This is a genomic window from Roseateles sp. (genome assembly GCF_036404855.1).
In the GTDB taxonomy this organism is placed as follows: Bacteria; Pseudomonadota; Gammaproteobacteria; order Burkholderiales; family Burkholderiaceae_C; genus Pelomonas.
Map to the genome: position 1 here is coordinate 1 of NZ_DASWYS010000311.1, position 15540 is coordinate 15540.

14 protein-coding genes are annotated in these 15540 nt (G+C 68.8%); 6 read left to right on the forward strand and 8 right to left on the reverse strand.

Annotated elements, in window-relative coordinates; all coding sequences use genetic code 11:
- Both VGF12_RS20760 and VGF12_RS20765 read right to left on the reverse strand, forming a co-directional pair.
- Positions 1–464: hypothetical protein (locus VGF12_RS20760; protein WP_331177951.1), on the reverse strand; the 464-nt coding region annotated here is incomplete at its 3' end.
- Positions 465–502: 38 nt separating this feature from the next.
- Positions 503–1507 (reverse strand): DUF2804 domain-containing protein, encoded by a 1005-nt coding sequence (locus VGF12_RS20765; protein ID WP_331177952.1) that lies wholly within the window; start codon positions 1505–1507, stop codon positions 503–505.
- 128 nt (positions 1508–1635) lie between these two features.
- Here VGF12_RS20765 and VGF12_RS20770 point away from each other — a divergent pair, with 128 nt between their 5' ends.
- The gene (locus VGF12_RS20770) at positions 1636–2511 is read left to right on the forward strand and encodes a sterol desaturase family protein (protein ID WP_331177953.1); all 876 of its coding nucleotides are present in this window, start codon (positions 1636–1638) and stop codon (positions 2509–2511) included.
- On the opposite strand, the gene VGF12_RS20775 is transcribed toward VGF12_RS20770, so the two are convergent.
- A complete protein-coding gene (locus VGF12_RS20775) occupies positions 2502–4502 on the reverse strand; it encodes a S9 family peptidase (protein WP_331177954.1) in 2001 nt (666 codons plus the stop codon). The two genes, VGF12_RS20770 and VGF12_RS20775, sit on opposite strands and share 10 nt — an antisense overlap.
- Positions 4503–4630: 128 nt before the next feature.
- On the opposite strand from VGF12_RS20775, the gene nadB reads away from it, so the two are divergent.
- Positions 4631–6244, forward strand: a complete 1614-nt coding sequence (gene nadB / locus VGF12_RS20780; protein ID WP_331177955.1) for an L-aspartate oxidase — start codon at positions 4631–4633, stop codon at positions 6242–6244.
- A gap of 46 nt (positions 6245–6290) precedes the next feature.
- On the opposite strand, the gene VGF12_RS20785 is transcribed toward nadB, so the two are convergent.
- From VGF12_RS20785 to VGF12_RS20800, 4 genes are all read right to left on the reverse strand, one after another.
- A complete protein-coding gene (locus VGF12_RS20785; RefSeq protein ID WP_331177956.1) occupies positions 6291–6581 on the reverse strand; it encodes a late competence development ComFB family protein in 291 nt (96 codons plus the stop codon).
- A gap of 39 nt (positions 6582–6620) precedes the next feature.
- Complete coding sequence (nadA, locus tag VGF12_RS20790) at positions 6621–7733, reverse strand: quinolinate synthase NadA (protein WP_331177982.1); 1113 nt, start codon at positions 7731–7733, stop codon at positions 6621–6623.
- 76 nt (positions 7734–7809) lie between these two features.
- The gene (locus VGF12_RS20795; RefSeq protein WP_331177957.1) at positions 7810–8763 is read right to left on the reverse strand and encodes a DNAJC11 domain-containing protein; all 954 of its coding nucleotides are present in this window, start codon (positions 8761–8763) and stop codon (positions 7810–7812) included.
- Positions 8764–8892: 129 nt separating this feature from the next.
- Complete coding sequence (locus VGF12_RS20800) at positions 8893–9702, reverse strand: helix-turn-helix transcriptional regulator (protein WP_331177958.1); 810 nt, start codon at positions 9700–9702, stop codon at positions 8893–8895.
- Positions 9703–9772: 70 nt separating this feature from the next.
- Here VGF12_RS20800 and VGF12_RS20805 point away from each other — a divergent pair, with 70 nt between their 5' ends.
- From VGF12_RS20805 to VGF12_RS20820, 4 genes are all read left to right on the forward strand, one after another.
- The gene (locus VGF12_RS20805; RefSeq protein WP_331177959.1) at positions 9773–11029 is read left to right on the forward strand and encodes an MFS transporter; all 1257 of its coding nucleotides are present in this window, start codon (positions 9773–9775) and stop codon (positions 11027–11029) included.
- Between the two features lie 150 nt (positions 11030–11179).
- On the forward strand, positions 11180–12259 hold the full coding sequence (locus VGF12_RS20810; protein ID WP_331177960.1) for an AI-2E family transporter: 1080 nt from the start codon (positions 11180–11182) through the stop codon (positions 12257–12259).
- A gap of 86 nt (positions 12260–12345) precedes the next feature.
- Positions 12346–14061, forward strand: coding sequence for a thiamine pyrophosphate-binding protein (locus VGF12_RS20815; protein ID WP_331177961.1), 1716 nt, complete (start codon positions 12346–12348; stop codon positions 14059–14061).
- The gene (locus VGF12_RS20820; protein ID WP_331177962.1) at positions 14054–14281 is read left to right on the forward strand and encodes an RNA-binding S4 domain-containing protein; all 228 of its coding nucleotides are present in this window, start codon (positions 14054–14056) and stop codon (positions 14279–14281) included. Before VGF12_RS20815 ends, VGF12_RS20820 begins: the two co-directional genes overlap by 8 nt.
- A gap of 480 nt (positions 14282–14761) precedes the next feature.
- Here VGF12_RS20820 and VGF12_RS20825 read toward each other — a convergent pair whose 3' ends face one another.
- Entirely contained in the window at positions 14762–15502 is a 741-nt protein-coding gene (locus tag VGF12_RS20825; protein WP_331177963.1) for a PEP-CTERM sorting domain-containing protein, read from the reverse strand.
- Positions 15503–15540: the final 38 nt, after the last annotated feature.

Below are 15540 nucleotides of genomic sequence, written 5' to 3' on the forward strand. Positions count from 1 at the left end.
ACCGTCACCGGCCGGGCGATGTCGCGCGGCCTCAGATTGACCGAGTGAAAGCGCGCGCTGTTGGCGTCTTCCAGCTTGGCGAAGCGGGGGTCGAAGTTGCGGATGGCCAGTCGCACGAAGGGGGCGGGACCTTGATAGGCCAGATCGAGCTCGATGGTGTCGAAGCGGCTCAGGTCGCGCCCTCGCGTGGGGTCCTTGTCCGTCAGTATGAAGGTCAGGCCGCAGCCCAGATAGGGCTGGGGCGAGGCGTAGTTGCAGCGCAGGCGCAGGCGCCCGGCGTCCAGCCATTGCACCGCGCTGCTTTCCTGCCGCCCGTCCGCCGTGATCAGATACGGGCCATTGGCAGCGCCTGGCGCGGCCAGGTCCATCGTGCGCGCCGGCAGCAGCTCGAGACCCACAAGGGCCGCCAACGTCAGCGCGATGCCGCCGGCGAGAAGGCTGGGGTTGCTCAGATCGTGTCGCACGTGGGTGAGGGCGGGAAGCCGATCACTGTAGGGGCTAATCACCACAGCGAGCGGTGGTCCTCCGTCACGCCGAGCAGACTTTTCACGCTTCGCGGCTCGGCGTGCGGGCCGGCACGCAGCGTGCCCGCGAAGGTGCCGATGGGCTGCACGTAGCGGCTGGCCGCGAAGCCGTAGTTCTTGTCGGCCGCCCGCGCACCCTCGGGCGTGAAGACGAGGTCCAGCAGCCCGTCTTCGGTGTGCACCCGCCAGGGCGTTAGCGGCCGCGCGGCGTCGAATTCGAAGCGGGCGGCGCCCAGCGCGACGGGGCGGCCATCCAGCCAAAGCAGGTTCTCCTGGCTGCCCAGATAGCCTTCCTGCAGGTTGAAGCCAACGTCAGGGCGGTGGGCGCTGGCCCAGCGCCAGGCGGTGTCCCGGGCGAGCAGGCCGTTGGAGGCGTCCACCGAGGCCCAGGCATCGTCCAGGCCGAAGCGCTGCCCCCCCGCCTCGGCCCAGCCGCGCATGCGCAGGGCGGTGGTCTTCTGTGTCGCGTGCGCCAGCCCGCCGGAGATGGGGCCGATGGCCAGCAGGGGCGGTGCCATGGCTGCCAAGTCCAGCTCGGCTTGCATGCGCAGCGCCGGCGTGGCGACATCAAGGTGTAGCCGATCACCCGCACCGTGCTGCAGCGAAAGCCGTGCGCGCGGGCCACGGAACCAGGCCCGGGCATCGGCCAGCGGCGCATCCGACACACCGGCCTGCAGGCCCGGCACGCCGTCCTGGCTCCAGTCGGCCAGCAGGGTGCGCCGTCGGCGGTCGAAGAGGTAGGCAAAGGCCGTGCAGAGCCAGCCGACGTCCACGATGGCCACACCGATGAAGAGCTGCTCGTTGCCCAGGCCCACGTAATGCCAACGCTTGTGGTGCAGCCGGTGCCAGAGCCAGGAGCGCCGTTCGCGCAGGCCGCTCCAGTCGATGCGGGCGATGCGGCCGGCGTGTCGGCCATGGGCGGGGATGCCGTCAATGACGACGTCGCCGGGGGGCGGGGTGATCGCGGGCGCTTCGTCAACCATGGGGGGCACATCATGCGGCAGACCTGTCGGCCGGGTTGTGCGGGATCACCCCAGCGCGGTGGCAATCTGTCGAAAACCCTGGGGTCGGCGCGGCAGGCCGGCACGGCGCCGAAGTGCATCATGCGAGGATGGACTGGCTGCTCGACCTCTACCACCGCCACGGCGACTGGCGCGACCTGACGCTGGTCATGCTGTCGCCCGTCTTTGCCGTCTTCATCGCGATGGAGGCCTGGCGCTTCCGCAAGACAGGCGTGTTCGAGTTCCGCGACACCTTCGACAGCCTGAACAGCGGTGGCAGCTACCTGCTGGTCGATTTGCTCCTGCTGGTGGTGCTCGTGCTGCCGGCCATGGGCTGGGTCTATGACCATCGACTGTTCACCATCGACGTGACGCCCTGGCGCTTTGTGGGCCTGTTCCTGCTCGTCGAGCTGCTTTACTACGGCTTCCACCGCGGCAGCCACCGCATCCGCTGGTTCTGGTGTGCCCACGTCGTGCACCACGGCTCCGAGAAGATGAACTTCGGCACGGCGCTGCGCCAGAGCTGGTTCTATCCCATCGCTGGCAACTGGCTGTTCTACCTGCCGGCGGTGTGGCTGGGTTTCGAGCCGCGCTGGGTGTTGTTCGCGCTGTCGCTCAACCTCGGCTACCAGTTCTTCGTGCACACCACCTGGGTCGACAAGATGCCGGCCTGGTTCGAGTACATCTTCAACACGCCGTCGCACCACCGCGTCCACCATGGCCGCAATCCGCAGTACATCGACAAGAACTTCGGCGGCATGCTCATCATCTTCGACCGCCTCTTCGGCAGTTTCGTGCCGGAGGAGGAGCCGGTGGACTACGGGCTGGAGCACCCGTTTCCCACGCACAACCTGTTCTGGCTGAACGCGCACGAATGGCGTGCGATGTTCCGCGACATGGCCCGGGAGAGCACCTGGGGCATGCGGCTGGCCCATCTGTGGAAGCCGCCGGACTGGCGGCGCCACGGCAATGGGTTTCAGGGCTGAAGGTGCTGGCCCAGGAAGGCCTCCAGGCGCTGGGCGAAGTCGATGCGATTCTTCAGCACGGCAAAGCCATGGCCTTCGCCGGGATAGGTTACCCAGACGGGCTCGTTGCCCGCCTCGCGCAAGGCCTTGCGCATGCGCTCGCCGTGGGCCAGGGGCACACGCAGGTCGTCCTCCCCGAAGGCCAGCAGCACCGGCGCCTTGATGGCGGCGGCCTGGCGCACAGGTGAATTGGCCACGAGCAGGGCTGCGTCCTTGTCCGCGTCGCCGATCATCTCCGGAATGGTGAACTGTCGAGCCGCGGAGCTCGTGTCGTCGCTGACCCACCAGGAGCCACGCACCAGCAGTTCGAGGTCGGTCACAGCGACCCAGGCGACGCCGCAGCGGTACAGCTCGGGGTCTTTGACCAGTCCCATCAGCGTGCTGTAACCGCCGTAGCTGGCGCCTGCAATGCAGGCCTTGCCGCTCGCGATGCCCTGTTGCTGCGCCCAGCGCAGTGCGTCAGCCACGTCGTCCTGCATGGCCCGACCCCATTGCTTGAAGCCGGCCTTGAAGTGCGCATGGCCGTATCCCGTGCTGCCGCGGAACTCGGGCTCGATGACCACGTAGCCGCGCGAAGCGAGGAACTGGGCCATGCCGCGCCAACCCCAGACATTGCCACGCACCCACGGGCCACCGTGGACGAGGACGACGGCCGGCAGCGGGCTCGCGGTGGCGTGCTTCGTGATCCAGACGGGCAGATCGCGGCCATCGCGGGCCTTGATGCGTTGCAGTTCCATCAGCGCCATCTCGGACGGCTTGACGTCGTTGCGCACGCGTCCCACCGGACGCCAGTTCGCCTCGCCGTCGGGCGGCTGGGCCTGGTAGAGCCAGTACGTCCCCGGCTCCTGGTCGCTGTAGGAGCGCACGAGCGCCACCATGTCGGGCTGGGCGCAGCGCCGGCAGCTGATGCTGTTGATGCGCCCCGGCAGGCGCTCGTCGACCTGCGCCTGCAGCGCCTGCATGGTGGCGTTGCGCCACACGGTGGTCTCGCCGTCGGTGACGACGCGCACGCCCAGGGCGGCGCCGGCGGTGTCGTTGAGGACGCTGCCACTGAAGTCGAAGCCCGGCACGATGACCAGGGGCTTCTTGGCTGGCGCCCGGGCTCCAAAGTCATACAGGCTCAGCACCGTCTCGCCCGCAGCGCCCTGGGTGCGCGTCACGTAGAGCTGGCCGGCATCATCGACGGCGTGCACCCCGAACGGCGCGTTCAGCAGACCGCTCTCATACAGCGGCTGCCAGTCCTGCGCGCCGGGTCCCCGCCACAGCGCGGCCCGGCGGCCCTCGCGCTGCGTCAGTGCGACGCGCAACTCGCCGCGACTGTCGGCGATCCATCCCACCGTGTTGGGTGGGGCGTCCACGCCGGTCGACCTCGTGCGACCGGTGCGGGTGTTCAGCCAGAGCGGCGTCTCCAGGCGTTGCTCGTCGGTGCTGAAGTGGACGATCAACACCTCTTCATTGACAGCGCCCGGCTGCGGCCGCGGCACGGTCAGCAGGCGGTGGTTCCAGTCCAGCTGGCGGTCGTTGCGGCTGCGGACATCGGCGAGGATCGGTCGCCCCAGGCGGCGCACTAGCTGGCGGATCTGGCTGCCATCGGGATTGATGGCAAACAGCCCCGGCGCGCCGTTGGGTCGGCCGCTGCCCTCGGAGAAGTCGACGACGCTGAAGACCAGGCGATCGTCGTTGACCCAGTGGACCCGCGAGATGTCGCCGTCCTTGAACTGGGCAGTGCGCAACGGCTTGCCGCCAGGGCTCAGGTCGAGCACCCCCAGACCGATGCGGTCGCCGTCGAAGGCGCTGCGCACGGCAAGCTTGCGGCCCGACGGCGACAGCACCGCCTCGACGATGGCCGGGTCCTTGAAGAAGACCTCGGCCGGGGGCGGCGCCGCGTGCGCGATGCCCACACCCATCAGCAGGCCGCCGATGACGCCGGTCCAGCGTTTCCGTGTTCTCAAGCTGCCTCCCTGCATATCGTTCTTTGACAGCCACTCAGCATAGGCCAGGCACCACGTAGTCAGGCTGCATGTTTTGGCAATCCTCACGCTGCCCAAGGGATGGCAGCCCTGCGGGACAATGCCGGGCCATGACAGCTGCCCCATCAGACTCTCCCGTCGTCGTCATCGGCGCCGGCCTCGCCGGCCTCACCGTGGCCCTGCACCTGGCCGACACCGTGCCCGTCGTCATCCTCGCCAAGCGCGAGCTGACCGAAGCGGCCACGGCCTGGGCCCAGGGGGGCATCGTCGGCGTGCTGGGCAGCGATGACAGCATCGAGAGCCATGTGCGCGACACGCAGGACGCCGGCGCCGGCCTCGTCGACGAAGCCACGGCCCGCTTCATTGCCGAGCGCAGCGCCGCCGCGGTGGGCTGGCTGGTCGAGCAGGGCGTGCCCTTCACGCCCGACGACAGCGGCCCCATGGGCCTGCACCTCACGCGCGAGGGGGGGCACGCGGTGCGTCGCATCGCCCACGCGGCCGACGCGACCGGGAAGGCCATCCACGATCAACTGCTGGCCGTCGCCCGCAGGCACCCCAACATCACGCTGCGCGAGCGCTGGATGGCGCTGGACCTGATCACGTCGCGCCATGTGCAGCGCGAGGATGTCGACAAGGGCGTGCCGCGCGTCTACGGCGTCTATGCGCTGGACATCGACGCCCAACGCGTCGAGACGCTGGCGGCGCGTGCGGTCGTGCTCGCCACCGGCGGCGCGGGCAAGGTCTACCGCTACACGACCAATCCCGACACCTCCACGGGCGACGGCATTGCCATGGCGTGGCGGGCCGGCTGCCGGGTCGCGAACATGGAGTTCATCCAGTTCCACCCGACCTGCCTCTACCACCCGCAGGAGCGCAGCTTCCTCATCACCGAGGCACTGCGCGGCGAGGGCGGCCATCTCAAGTTGCCGGATGGCACCCGCTTCATGGCCGCCCATGACGAGCGCATGGAGCTCGCGCCGCGCGACATCGTGGCCCGCGCCATCGACTTCGAGATGAAGAAGCACGGCCTGGATCACGTGTGGCTGGATGCCACACACCTGGGCGAGGCATTCCTCATCGAGCATTTCCCGACCATCCATGCCCGTTGCCTCAAGCTCGGCATCGACATCGCCAAGCAGCCCATTCCCGTCGTGCCCGCCGTGCACTTCACCTGCGGTGGTGCGGTGACGGACCTGGCCGGGCGCTGCGACCTGCCCGGCCTCTACGCTGTCGGAGAGACCGGCTACACCGGTCTGCACGGTGCCAACCGCCTGGCCAGCAACTCGTTGCTGGAATGCGTGGTGCTCGGCCAGACCTGCGCGGCCGACATCCTCGGTCATGCCGCGCAGGAGCCGGCGCCGCTGCCGGCCTGGGACGAGAGCCAGGTCGAGGACGCCGACGAGCAGGTCGTGATCGCCCACAACTGGGACGAGTTGCGCCTGCTGATGTGGAACTACGTGGGCATCGTGCGCACCACCAAGCGCCTGGAGCGGGCCTTGCACCGTATCGCACTGCTGCGCAGCGAGATCGACGACTACTACGCCAACTTCCGCGTCACGCGCGACTTGCTGGAGTTGCGCAACCTGGTGGATTGCGCCGAGCTCATCGTGCGTTCGGCGCTGATGCGCCACGAAAGCCGCGGCCTGCACTACAGCCGCGACTACCCGCAGACGCTACCGGTGAGTTTCCCGACAGTGCTGATCAGCGAGCGGCGGCGGCGCTGAATCGGGGCGTGTAGGCCCTCCGCCAGGCCGGGCGGGCCGGGCGGCCTTACTTGCGGGCCCTCAGCGTCGTGCGGGCCTGCACGAAGTTGAAGGCATAGCCGACCGCCTCGACGATGGCGTTGTCGATCTCCACGCGTTCGTGCTGGGTCAGGTAGAAGCTGAAGTCCACCGCGTGGCGGATGTAGCGCGGGGGCAGGCGGTTCAGCGCCACGCAGGCCACGTCGCACAGCAGGTCGTTGCTGGCGGCGATGTCGGGAAAGTCCTTGGAGGCTTCCAGCACCGCCGCGAAGACCTCGCGCTCGTGGTGGTTGTAGAGGGAGCTGAAGTCGGCATTCATGGCGGGCTTTCCTGAGGGGATGCCGGATTTATAGCCTTTTCAGGCGGCCCCGATGCCCGGAACCAGCCCCGCGACAGGCCCGGTTGCGGGCTTCTTTCTCGCAGCAACGAAATCCAGCATGCGCGTGATGCAACCCTGGGCCTTCACGCGAATCGCCTCGTCGACATGGATCTCAGGCTGGCCGCTTTCCAGGCAGTCCACCAGATTGGCCAGGCCGTTCATGGCCATCCAGGGGCAATGCGCGCAGCTCTTGCACGTCGCGCTGTTGCCGGCCGTTGGCGCCTCGATGAGCGTCTTGCCTGGCGCCAGCTGGCGCATGCGATGCAGGATGCCGTTGTCGGTTGCGACGATGTAGCTTGGGGCCTTGCCCTCGACGACGGCCTTGATCAGCGCCGATGTCGAGCCGACGACGTCGGCCTGCTCGACGACGCTCTTGGGCGATTCGGGGTGCACCAGGATCTGCGCGCCCGGATGCTCCTTGCGCAGCAGCTCCAGCTCCAGGCCCTTGAACTCGTCGTGCACGATGCAGGCGCCGTTCCACATCAGCATGTCGGCCCCGGTCTGCTCCTGGATGTAGCGGCCCAGGTGGCGGTCGGGTGCCCACAGGATCTTCTGGCCCTTGGCATGCAGGTCGGCCACGATCTCCAGCGCGCAGGAACTGGTCACCATCCAGTCTGCGCGGGCCTTCACGGCGGCGCTGGTGTTGGCATAGACGACGACCTGGCGGTCCGGGTGGGCGTCGCAGAAGGCCGCGAAGTCGTCGGCCGGGCAGCCCAGGTCCAGCGAACAGGTGGCCTCCAGGTCGGGCATCAGGACGCGCTTCTCGGGGCTGAGGATCTTGGCCGTCTCGCCCATGAAGCGCACACCGGCGACGACGAGCGTCTGCGCGGCATGGTCGCGCCCGAAGCGGGCCATCTCCAGCGAATCGGACACGATGCCGCCGGTCTCCAGCGCCAGATCCTGCAGCGCGCCGTCCACGTAATAGTGGGCGACGAGTACCGCGTTGTGTCGCGTCAACAGGCCCCTGGCGCGCTCCGCCAGCGCGTTGCGCTCGGACGGGGTGAGCGGCGCGGGCGTCCGGGCCCAGGCGTGGGCCGTGGAGCAGGTGCCGGCGGCATCCTGCCTGGTGTAGTCGAACAGCTGGGTGTCCATGGGGTCGATCTCGGGAAACACGGCGACATTGTCCGTCCGCCGGCAGTCGGGCCGGCGTCCCGGGGTCTTGCCCGCCTCAGGGCAGGCGTATCGCGTCGCCCTCCCTGACGCGCACGGTGTTCGTCGGCTCGTTGCCCCAGCGGTAGGTCACGCTCAGCGTCTTGCGCTGGCCGGGGGCGGGGTCGACGCCGAACAGCTCGTTGCGCACCTCGATGTCGAGGCGCTCGCCGCGCACTTGGGCGCGCACGGCCTGGGTCACGTCCACCCAACGGCCATCGCCGCCATAGCTGGCGCTGTCAATGGCCAGGCGCCCGCTGCCCGGCCGCTGCGGGCCCCAGCCGTTGCCGTTGCCGCCCCAGTCGCCTCGGCCCCAGCCGATGAACTGGCCACCGTCCACCGTCTGGTATTCGCGGTACTCGAAGCTGCGCTGCTGGCCGGCGCGGTCGCGGGCGACGATGCGCAGCCGCTTGGTCTGGCCGGGGTCGGGGTCGATGCCGCCGAAACTCTCGTTAGTCAGGCGGAAGCGTTCGTCGCGCCGAGCCAGCTCGCGCAGGCGGTCGGTCACGTCCGCCTCGCGGCGGTCCGTGCCATAGGTGGCGTAGAGGATGGTGAATTCGCCTTCGTCGCGGCGGTCGTTGCGTGGGTCATTGCGCTCGCCACGCCAGCCTCTCGAGTCCGCCGGGTCACCCCAGTCGCCGCGGCCCCAGCCGATGAACTGGGCGCCATCCACCCAGTCGTACTCGCGGTAGTCGAACTGGCGCTCCCGGCCCTGGCGGTCGCGCGCAAAGATGCGCAGTGTCTTCTTGCGGCCAGGGTCCGGGTCGACGCCAAACAGATCATTCGTCAGCTTGAAGCGCCGGTCACGGCGCGCCAGCTCGCGCAGCCGGCCAGTCACGTCCACCTGTTTGCTCTCGGTGCCGTAGCGAGCCTGCAGGATGACGAACTCACCGTCGTCCTCCGCACGGGTGGGCAGGGTCAGGCCTGCCAGCAAGGTGCTGGCCAGGCCAAGGGTCAGGTGGCGACGCTGCATGGTGAGCCTCCGGGTTGTCGTTGTTGCGGTCGATCCTACGGCGCACGACGCCGGCGTGCGCGTAGGAGCTGCTGAGTGCGATGTCGTAAGGGGCGTAACCCGGCGTGACGCGGAGCCGGCTCCGCCGTCTCAGGCTCGCTCGAAGAACCGGCTCGGTGGCATGCCGACGGTGCGTGTGACCATGGCCGTGAAGGCGCTGGCGCTGGCATAGCCCAGCTCCGACGCGATATGGCTCATCGGCCGCCCCCGGGCCGCCAGGGTCAGCGCATGGGCCAGCAGCAGCTGCGAGCGCCATTGCGCGAAGCTGGTGCCCAGTTGCTCGCGGAACAGCCGGCTCAGCGTGCGCGGGCTGGCGCCGGCCTCGGCTGCCCATTCCTCCAAGCCGGCCTGGCGGCCGGGTTCGCGCAGCATGGCCTCGCACAGCTTGCGCAGACGCGCGTCCTGCGGCAGGGCCACGCCCAGCGCCAGCGGACGGGCGCGTTGCAGTTCCATCAGGATGAGGGCCTCGATGCCGCGCCGGCGCTCGGCATCCTCGGTGTTCTCTTGCGGCGCGGGGTCGGGCAGGGCGGGCAGGGCCAGCACCAGCTCCCGCAGCAGCGGCGACACCTCCAGCACCCGCCCCACCTGCCAGGCGTCCCCGGCCAGCAGCGAGGGGCCCAGGTACAGGGTGCGCAGGTCGCACTGCTCGATGGCCGTTACGGCGTGGACGATGCCAGGCGGAATCCAGACCGCGCGCGACGGCGGCACGATGTAGGTCGACACCTCGGTGTTGACGCGCACGGCGCCGGTCATCGAGAAGACCAGTTGGGCCCAGTCGTGGCGGTGGGGCTGGATGTCGGCCAGGTGCTCCAGCACGCGCGACTTGGCCCGCAGCGGGCGCTCGTGCGTGGGCGCGAAGCGCTCGGGCGAGAGGGCGGGGAAACTGCGGCGGCCGGTCATGGCGGGATTTCAATAGAACTTGACGGACCATCGTAACCGCGCCGACCCGTATCTCACAAGAATGGGGCCGATGAACACTGCACTTGCTTCCACGCTCGATGCCGGCCACCAACGCCGGCGCGACATCGCGACGATCTCCACCATCGGCGTCGCCCACGGCAGCTCGCATTTCTTCCACATGCTGCTGCCGCCGCTGTTCCCGGCGTTCATCCAGGCCTTCGGCCTGAGCTACTCGGAGCTGGGCCTGCTGGTGACGACCTTCTTCGTCATCTCGGGCGCGGGGCAGGCCCTATCGGGCTTCATCGTGGACCGCATCGGCGCGCGACCGGTGCTGTTCGCGGCGATGGGGAGCTTCTTCCTTGCGTCGGTGGCGGCCGGCCTGGCCCAGGGCTTCGGCGGGCTGATGCTGGCCGCGGCACTGGCGGGCGTGGGCAATGCGCCTTTCCACCCGGCAGACTTCACCATCTTGAACAAGCGCGTCTCGCAGCCGCGCCTGGGGCATGCGTTCTCCGTGCATGGCATCAGCGGCAATCTGGGCTGGGCCTTCGCGCCGGTGTTCTCCATCGGTATCGCGGAGGCCACCGGCAACTGGCGTTTCGCCTATGTTGGCACCGCGCTGGTCGCGCTGGCCGTGATGGGCCTGCTGTTCTGGCAACGCTCGGCCATCGACGACCGCCAGGGGTCCTGGGGCCATGCCAAGCCGGCCGCCGGTGCCCAGGCCGAGCATCCGATGGCCTTCCTTAGGCTGCCCTCTGTGTGGCTGTGTTTCTCCTTCTTCTTCTGGACCACGGCGGCACTGTCGGCCATCCAGAGTTTTGCCAGCCCGGCTCTGCATCAGATCTACGACCTGCCGCTGGCGCAGACGGCGTATGTCGTGACCGGCTACATGCTGGCTGGCGCGGCTGGCATGGTCTGCGGTGGCTTCCTGGTTGCCAGGGCCGAGCGACTGGAGCGCACCATCGCCTGGGCCATGGCCTTTGCCGCGGCGCTGCTGCTGCTCACGGCCACGGGCTGGCTGCCGGGCGGCATTGCGGCCACCGTGGCAGCGCTGGCCGGTTTTGGCACCGGTCTGGCCGGGCCGTCGCGCGACATGCTGATCAAGCGCGCGGCGCCCCCCGGTGCTACGGGGCGGGTCTACGGCACGGTGTATTCCGGCCTGGACATCGGCTTCGCCCTGGCCGCGCCGGTGTTCGGCGCCATCCTGGACCACGGCATGCCGCGGGGCGTGTTCGCCGGCTCGGCGGCGGCGCTGATGATGGGCATTGCGTCGGCCGGCCTGGTGGGCCTGGGCCTGACACGGCGGACTCTCGCCGCTGCGGCGGCCTGACCGTGCGACCGGCGCGCGCCGGTCGTTACCATCGGCGGCACCAAGGCCGGCCTGCGGGCGGGAGAGCCCGACCCGGGTCGGCCACGTGTCCTACCCAGGTCGGAGGAGGAGGGGATCGCCCATCCTTGGGCCAGCCCGTCGTGCGCCCCTATGAGATTCAAGAGCTACGTCACCTCGCCTGCCCTGGAGAACAACGCCTTCCTGGCGCTGCTGGTCGCGGTCAGCCTGGCCTTCGTATGGATCCTGCTGCCCTTCGGTGGCGCGGTGTTCTGGGGCACGGTGATCGCCATCGTCTTCATGCCGGTCTACAACCGCCTGCTGCGCCGCTGGAAGCAGCGGCGCACGCTGGCCGCGCTGGCGACGCTGTTGCTGGTGGTGCTGATGGTCGTGCTGCCGCTGCTCCTGCTGACGGGCACGCTGGTGAAGGAGGGCGCCGCGCTGTACCAGCGCATGCAGTCGGGCGAGACCAACTTCGCCCGCTACTTCGAGCAGGTCATCGCCGTGCTGCCGGCTTGGGCGCATGACCTGCTGGAGCATTTCGGGCTGACGGACTTCAAGGAACTGCAGACGCGCATCGCCGATGGCATCGCGCGCGGCAGCCAGATGATCGCGACTCACGTCTACAGCATGGGTCAGAACGCGCTGGACGTTGTCATCGGCTTCTTCGTGATGCTCTATCTCGCGTTCTTCCTGCTGCGCGACGGCACGCAGCTGAGTCGTCGCATCCGCGCCGCGGTGCCGCTGGCCCCGGAGCACCGCAAGCATCTGGCCACCAAGTTCATCACCGTGATCCGCGCGACCGTCAAGGGCAACATCCTGGTGGCGGCCACGCAGGGGGCCCTGGGTGGCCTTGCGTTCTGGTTCTTTGGCATCAAGGGCGCGCTGCTGTGGGCGGTGCTGATGGCGTTTCTGTCGCTGCTGCCGGCGATTGGCGCCGGCCTGATCTGGCTGCCGGTCGCCATCTACTTCCTCGTCACCGGCGCCATCTGGCAGGGGGTGGCGCTGATCGTCTACGGCGTGCTGGTGATCGGCCTCGTGGACAACGTGCTGCGCCCCATCCTGGTGGGCAAGGACACCCAGATGCCCGACTACCTGGTGCTGATCTCCACCATCGGCGGCATGGCGGTCTTCGGCATCAACGGCTTCGTCATCGGTCCGGCGATCGCAGCGATGTTCATGGCGGCCTGGGACCTGTTCGCCAGCGCGCGGGAAGAGGCCGTGGAGCCCTAGGCGCCCGCACCTTTTCTCATGGCCGCCTCGTCGAATGGCATCGGCGGGGCCGCGTTGCCGGGCGCGCCGCCGGCTAAAGTCTGCGGATGACTAGACAACCTGAAGTCGCCCGCCTCGCCGGCCACGCATTGGTCGAGGCCTTGATCGCCCAGGGCATCGACACCGCCTTCGGGGTGCCGGGCGAGAGCTACCTTGCGGTGCTCGATGGGTTCCACGAGCATGCCGACAGGATCCGCTTCGTTGCCTGTCGTCAGGAAGGTGGCGCGGCCTTCATGGCCGAGGCCCAGGGCAAGTTGAGCGGGCGCCCCGGCATCTGCTTCGTGACCCGCGGGCCGGGCGCGACGAACGCCAGCATCGGCCTGCACACGGCCTTCCAGGATTCCACGCCGATGATCCTCTTCATCGGCCAGGTCGCCAGCGACCAGCGCGACCGCGAGGCCTTCCAGGAGGTGGACTACCGCCAGATGTTCGGCCCCGGCACCTTGGGCATGGCCAAGTGGGTGGGAGAGGTGCACGATGCCGAGCGCCTGCCTGAGTACGTCGCGCGCGCCTTCCACACGGCCACGCAGGGCCGTCCTGGGCCGGTCGTGCTGGTGTTGCCGGAGGACATGCTGACGAAGCCCATCACCGCGCCGGTGCTGCCTCCGGTGCGGTCGGCCGAAGCCGCGCCGACGCCCGCGGCGCTGGCCGAGCTGCGCGAGCGACTGCTGGCGGCGAAGCAGCCCCTCGTCATCGCCGGCGGCGGTGGCTGGACGCCCGAGTCAACGGCGGCGCTGCAGGCCTTTGCCGAGGCCTGGCATCTGCCGGTGGGCTGCGCCTTCCGCTTCCAAGACTTGTTCGACAACCGCCACCCGCTGTATGCCGGCGACGTGGGCATCGGCATCAATCCCAAGCTGGCCGCCCGCGTCAAGGCCGCCGACCTCATCATCGCTGTCGGTCCGCGCCTGGGTGAGATGACGACCGGCGGCTACACGCTGCTGCAGGCGCCGCGTCCGGCGCAGCAGCTCGTCCACATCCATGCCGGTCCGGAGGAGCTGGGTCGCGTCTACACGGCCGAGCTGCTGATCAACGCCAGCATGAGTGCGGCCGCGCCCGCGCTGGCCACGCTCGCGCCACCGGCGGACATCGCCTGGCGCGCCTGGGCCGATGCCGCCCACGCCGACTACGAGGCCAACCTCGTGCCCACATCGGTCAGCCCGCTGGACATGGCCGAGGTCATCCGCCTCATCGATGCCAAGCTGCCCGCAGGCACCATCTTCACGAACGGTGCCGGCAACTACAGCGGCTGGCTGCACCGTTTCCACCGCTACACGACGCTGCATCGTGAAGGTCGCAGCCAGCTCGCCCCCACCTCGGGTGCAATGGGCTATGGCGTGCCGGCTGCGGTCGCCGCGGCGCTGCTTCAAGACGAGCGCTGGGTCGTCAACATCGCGGGTGATGGCGACTTCCTGATGACGGGGCAGGAGCTGGCCACGGCCACCGGCTACGGTGCGAAGAAGCTGCTGGTCATCGTCGTCGACAACGGCACCTACGGCACCATCCGCATGCACCAGGAGCGCGAGTACCCAGGCCGCGTGTCGGGCAGCGATCTCTTCAATCCCGACTTTGCCAAGCTGGCCGAAGCCTTTGGTTTCGCGGCCTTCAAGGCGGAAAGCACGACGGAGGTCGGGCCGGCGCTGGAAGCGGCGATCGCGGCCGGCCGGCCGGCGCTGCTGCATCTGCGCCTGTCCAGTGACGTCAGCACCTCGCGCAGCACCCTGACTGCCATCCGCGAGGCGGCACAAAAGGCGCGTCATGCTTGAACTGACGCTGCGCGGCGAGTTCATCGAGCTCGACAAACTGCTCAAGGCCATGGGCCTGGCCGAGAGTGGCGGCCGGGCGCGCCTGGCTGTCGCGGCCGGTGAGGTGAAGGTTGACGGTCAGGTCGAACTGCGCAAGACGGCCAAGATCCGGGCCGGCCAAGTGGTGGACTTCGGCGGCCAGAGGATCCGGGTTTTGCAGGCGCCGCCGGCCGGCGGCTGACGACAAGCGGCATTCTCTAGCGGCCTGGTCGTGCGCACGCACCGGGCTGAAGAACCACGCCGGATCTTCGGGCGACACGCGCTGCCACCCTGTGGTCGCGATCCATGCTCCGGCCGTACGGCGCTATGGCGCTATGGCGGCATGGCGCCGTTCTGTGAGTCAAGGGACAGCTTGAGGTGATCACGAGCCCGTTCAATCTCGCACACGGGCCCAGGTTGCACGCGGGGGGCGAGGCCATTCCAGACGATGGGGTGCAGGCCGACGCGTTGGGTGCAAAGGATGCCGCGTCCCGCGACACCCGGCCACATGCCTGCGCCGGCAAAGAAGCGGCCATCGGCCACGGGTGCTCCCCGCGGTAGGGAGAAGTCGTCTAGGTCGTTGACCTGAAATGACTTTGATTCGCTTCTTGTACATCCGCTTGCCGCCGCCAAAGAAAAACGGCGGCCCGCAGGCCGCCGCATTGGCGCTCAAAAGTGTGGATCAGCTGCGGCGACGACGCACGAGACCCAGACCCAGAAGCGTGGAGGCGACGAGCGCCAGGCTGGTCGGCTCGGGCAGCGTGCGAACCACTTGTTCCTTGGTGCCGATCGTGAAGCTGTCGAAGGCGAAGATGTCGCCCGTGCCGACCGTCGAAAGGAAGCGGATGCTGTTGAATTCCTCGGCGGCGTTTTCGGCGATGAGGCCGAAGTACAGGATGCTGCCATCGGCGACGGACAGTGCAGCCGTGGGAACGTCCAGCGTGGACACCACGGAGCCGTTGTTCGACAGTTCCAGCTTCAGCGTGCCGCCGAAGTCGCCCAGGTCGATGCCGTAGAAGCCGAAGGCGGCCAGGGCATTGCTGAAGTCCACTTGGAAGGGGTTGTTGCCGCCCGCGGACACTTCCCAGTAGCGCGAGCCACCCGGCACGGAGTAGCGGCCAGCACCGTTCGTCGCGCCAACGCCATTCGTTTGCACGGAGCCAGCGCCGATCAGCGTGGCGGTGCCGGCGGCGCCGAAGTCCAGGGACAGCGGGGCAGCGCCCGAGCGCGACTCGAAGTTCTCGGTGCCGACGCCGGTGAGGTTGCTCTTGAAGCTGTTCTCAGCAGCCGTGGAGTTCGTGGACGCCACCTGAGCACCGGCATTGCCGTTGTTGTCGATGCCGGTGAAGACGAGATAGGCGTTTGCATGGCCGGCTGCCATCAGGGCGGCGGCGCAGGCGATGGAGGAGAGGAGCTTGCTCATCGGTGTCCTTCTTGAAGTTGATATGTCCGAGGCACGCT

Bases quoted from the DNA above. Each gene is read 5' to 3' on its own strand.
- VGF12_RS20795 (WP_331177957.1), bottom strand. From the start codon at position 8,763: ATGCAGCGTCGCCACCTGACCCTTGGCCTGGCCAGCACCTTGCTGGCA.
- nadA (WP_331177982.1), bottom strand. From the start codon at position 7,733: ATGGACACCCAGCTGTTCGACTACACCAGGCAGGATGCCGCCGGCACC.
- VGF12_RS20810 (WP_331177960.1), top strand. From the start codon at position 11,180: ATGAGATTCAAGAGCTACGTCACCTCGCCTGCCCTGGAGAACAACGCC.
- VGF12_RS20770 (WP_331177953.1), top strand. From the start codon at position 1,636: ATGGACTGGCTGCTCGACCTCTACCACCGCCACGGCGACTGGCGCGAC.
- VGF12_RS20815 (WP_331177961.1), top strand. From the start codon at position 12,346: ATGACTAGACAACCTGAAGTCGCCCGCCTCGCCGGCCACGCATTGGTC.
- VGF12_RS20825 (WP_331177963.1), bottom strand. From the start codon at position 15,502: ATGAGCAAGCTCCTCTCCTCCATCGCCTGCGCCGCCGCCCTGATGGCA.
- VGF12_RS20765 (WP_331177952.1), bottom strand. From the start codon at position 1,507: ATGGTTGACGAAGCGCCCGCGATCACCCCGCCCCCCGGCGACGTCGTC.
- nadB (WP_331177955.1), top strand. From the start codon at position 4,631: ATGACAGCTGCCCCATCAGACTCTCCCGTCGTCGTCATCGGCGCCGGC.
- VGF12_RS20800 (WP_331177958.1), bottom strand. From the start codon at position 9,702: ATGACCGGCCGCCGCAGTTTCCCCGCCCTCTCGCCCGAGCGCTTCGCG.
- VGF12_RS20805 (WP_331177959.1), top strand. From the start codon at position 9,773: ATGAACACTGCACTTGCTTCCACGCTCGATGCCGGCCACCAACGCCGG.
- VGF12_RS20785 (WP_331177956.1), bottom strand. From the start codon at position 6,581: ATGAATGCCGACTTCAGCTCCCTCTACAACCACCACGAGCGCGAGGTC.
- VGF12_RS20820 (WP_331177962.1), top strand. From the start codon at position 14,054: ATGCTTGAACTGACGCTGCGCGGCGAGTTCATCGAGCTCGACAAACTG.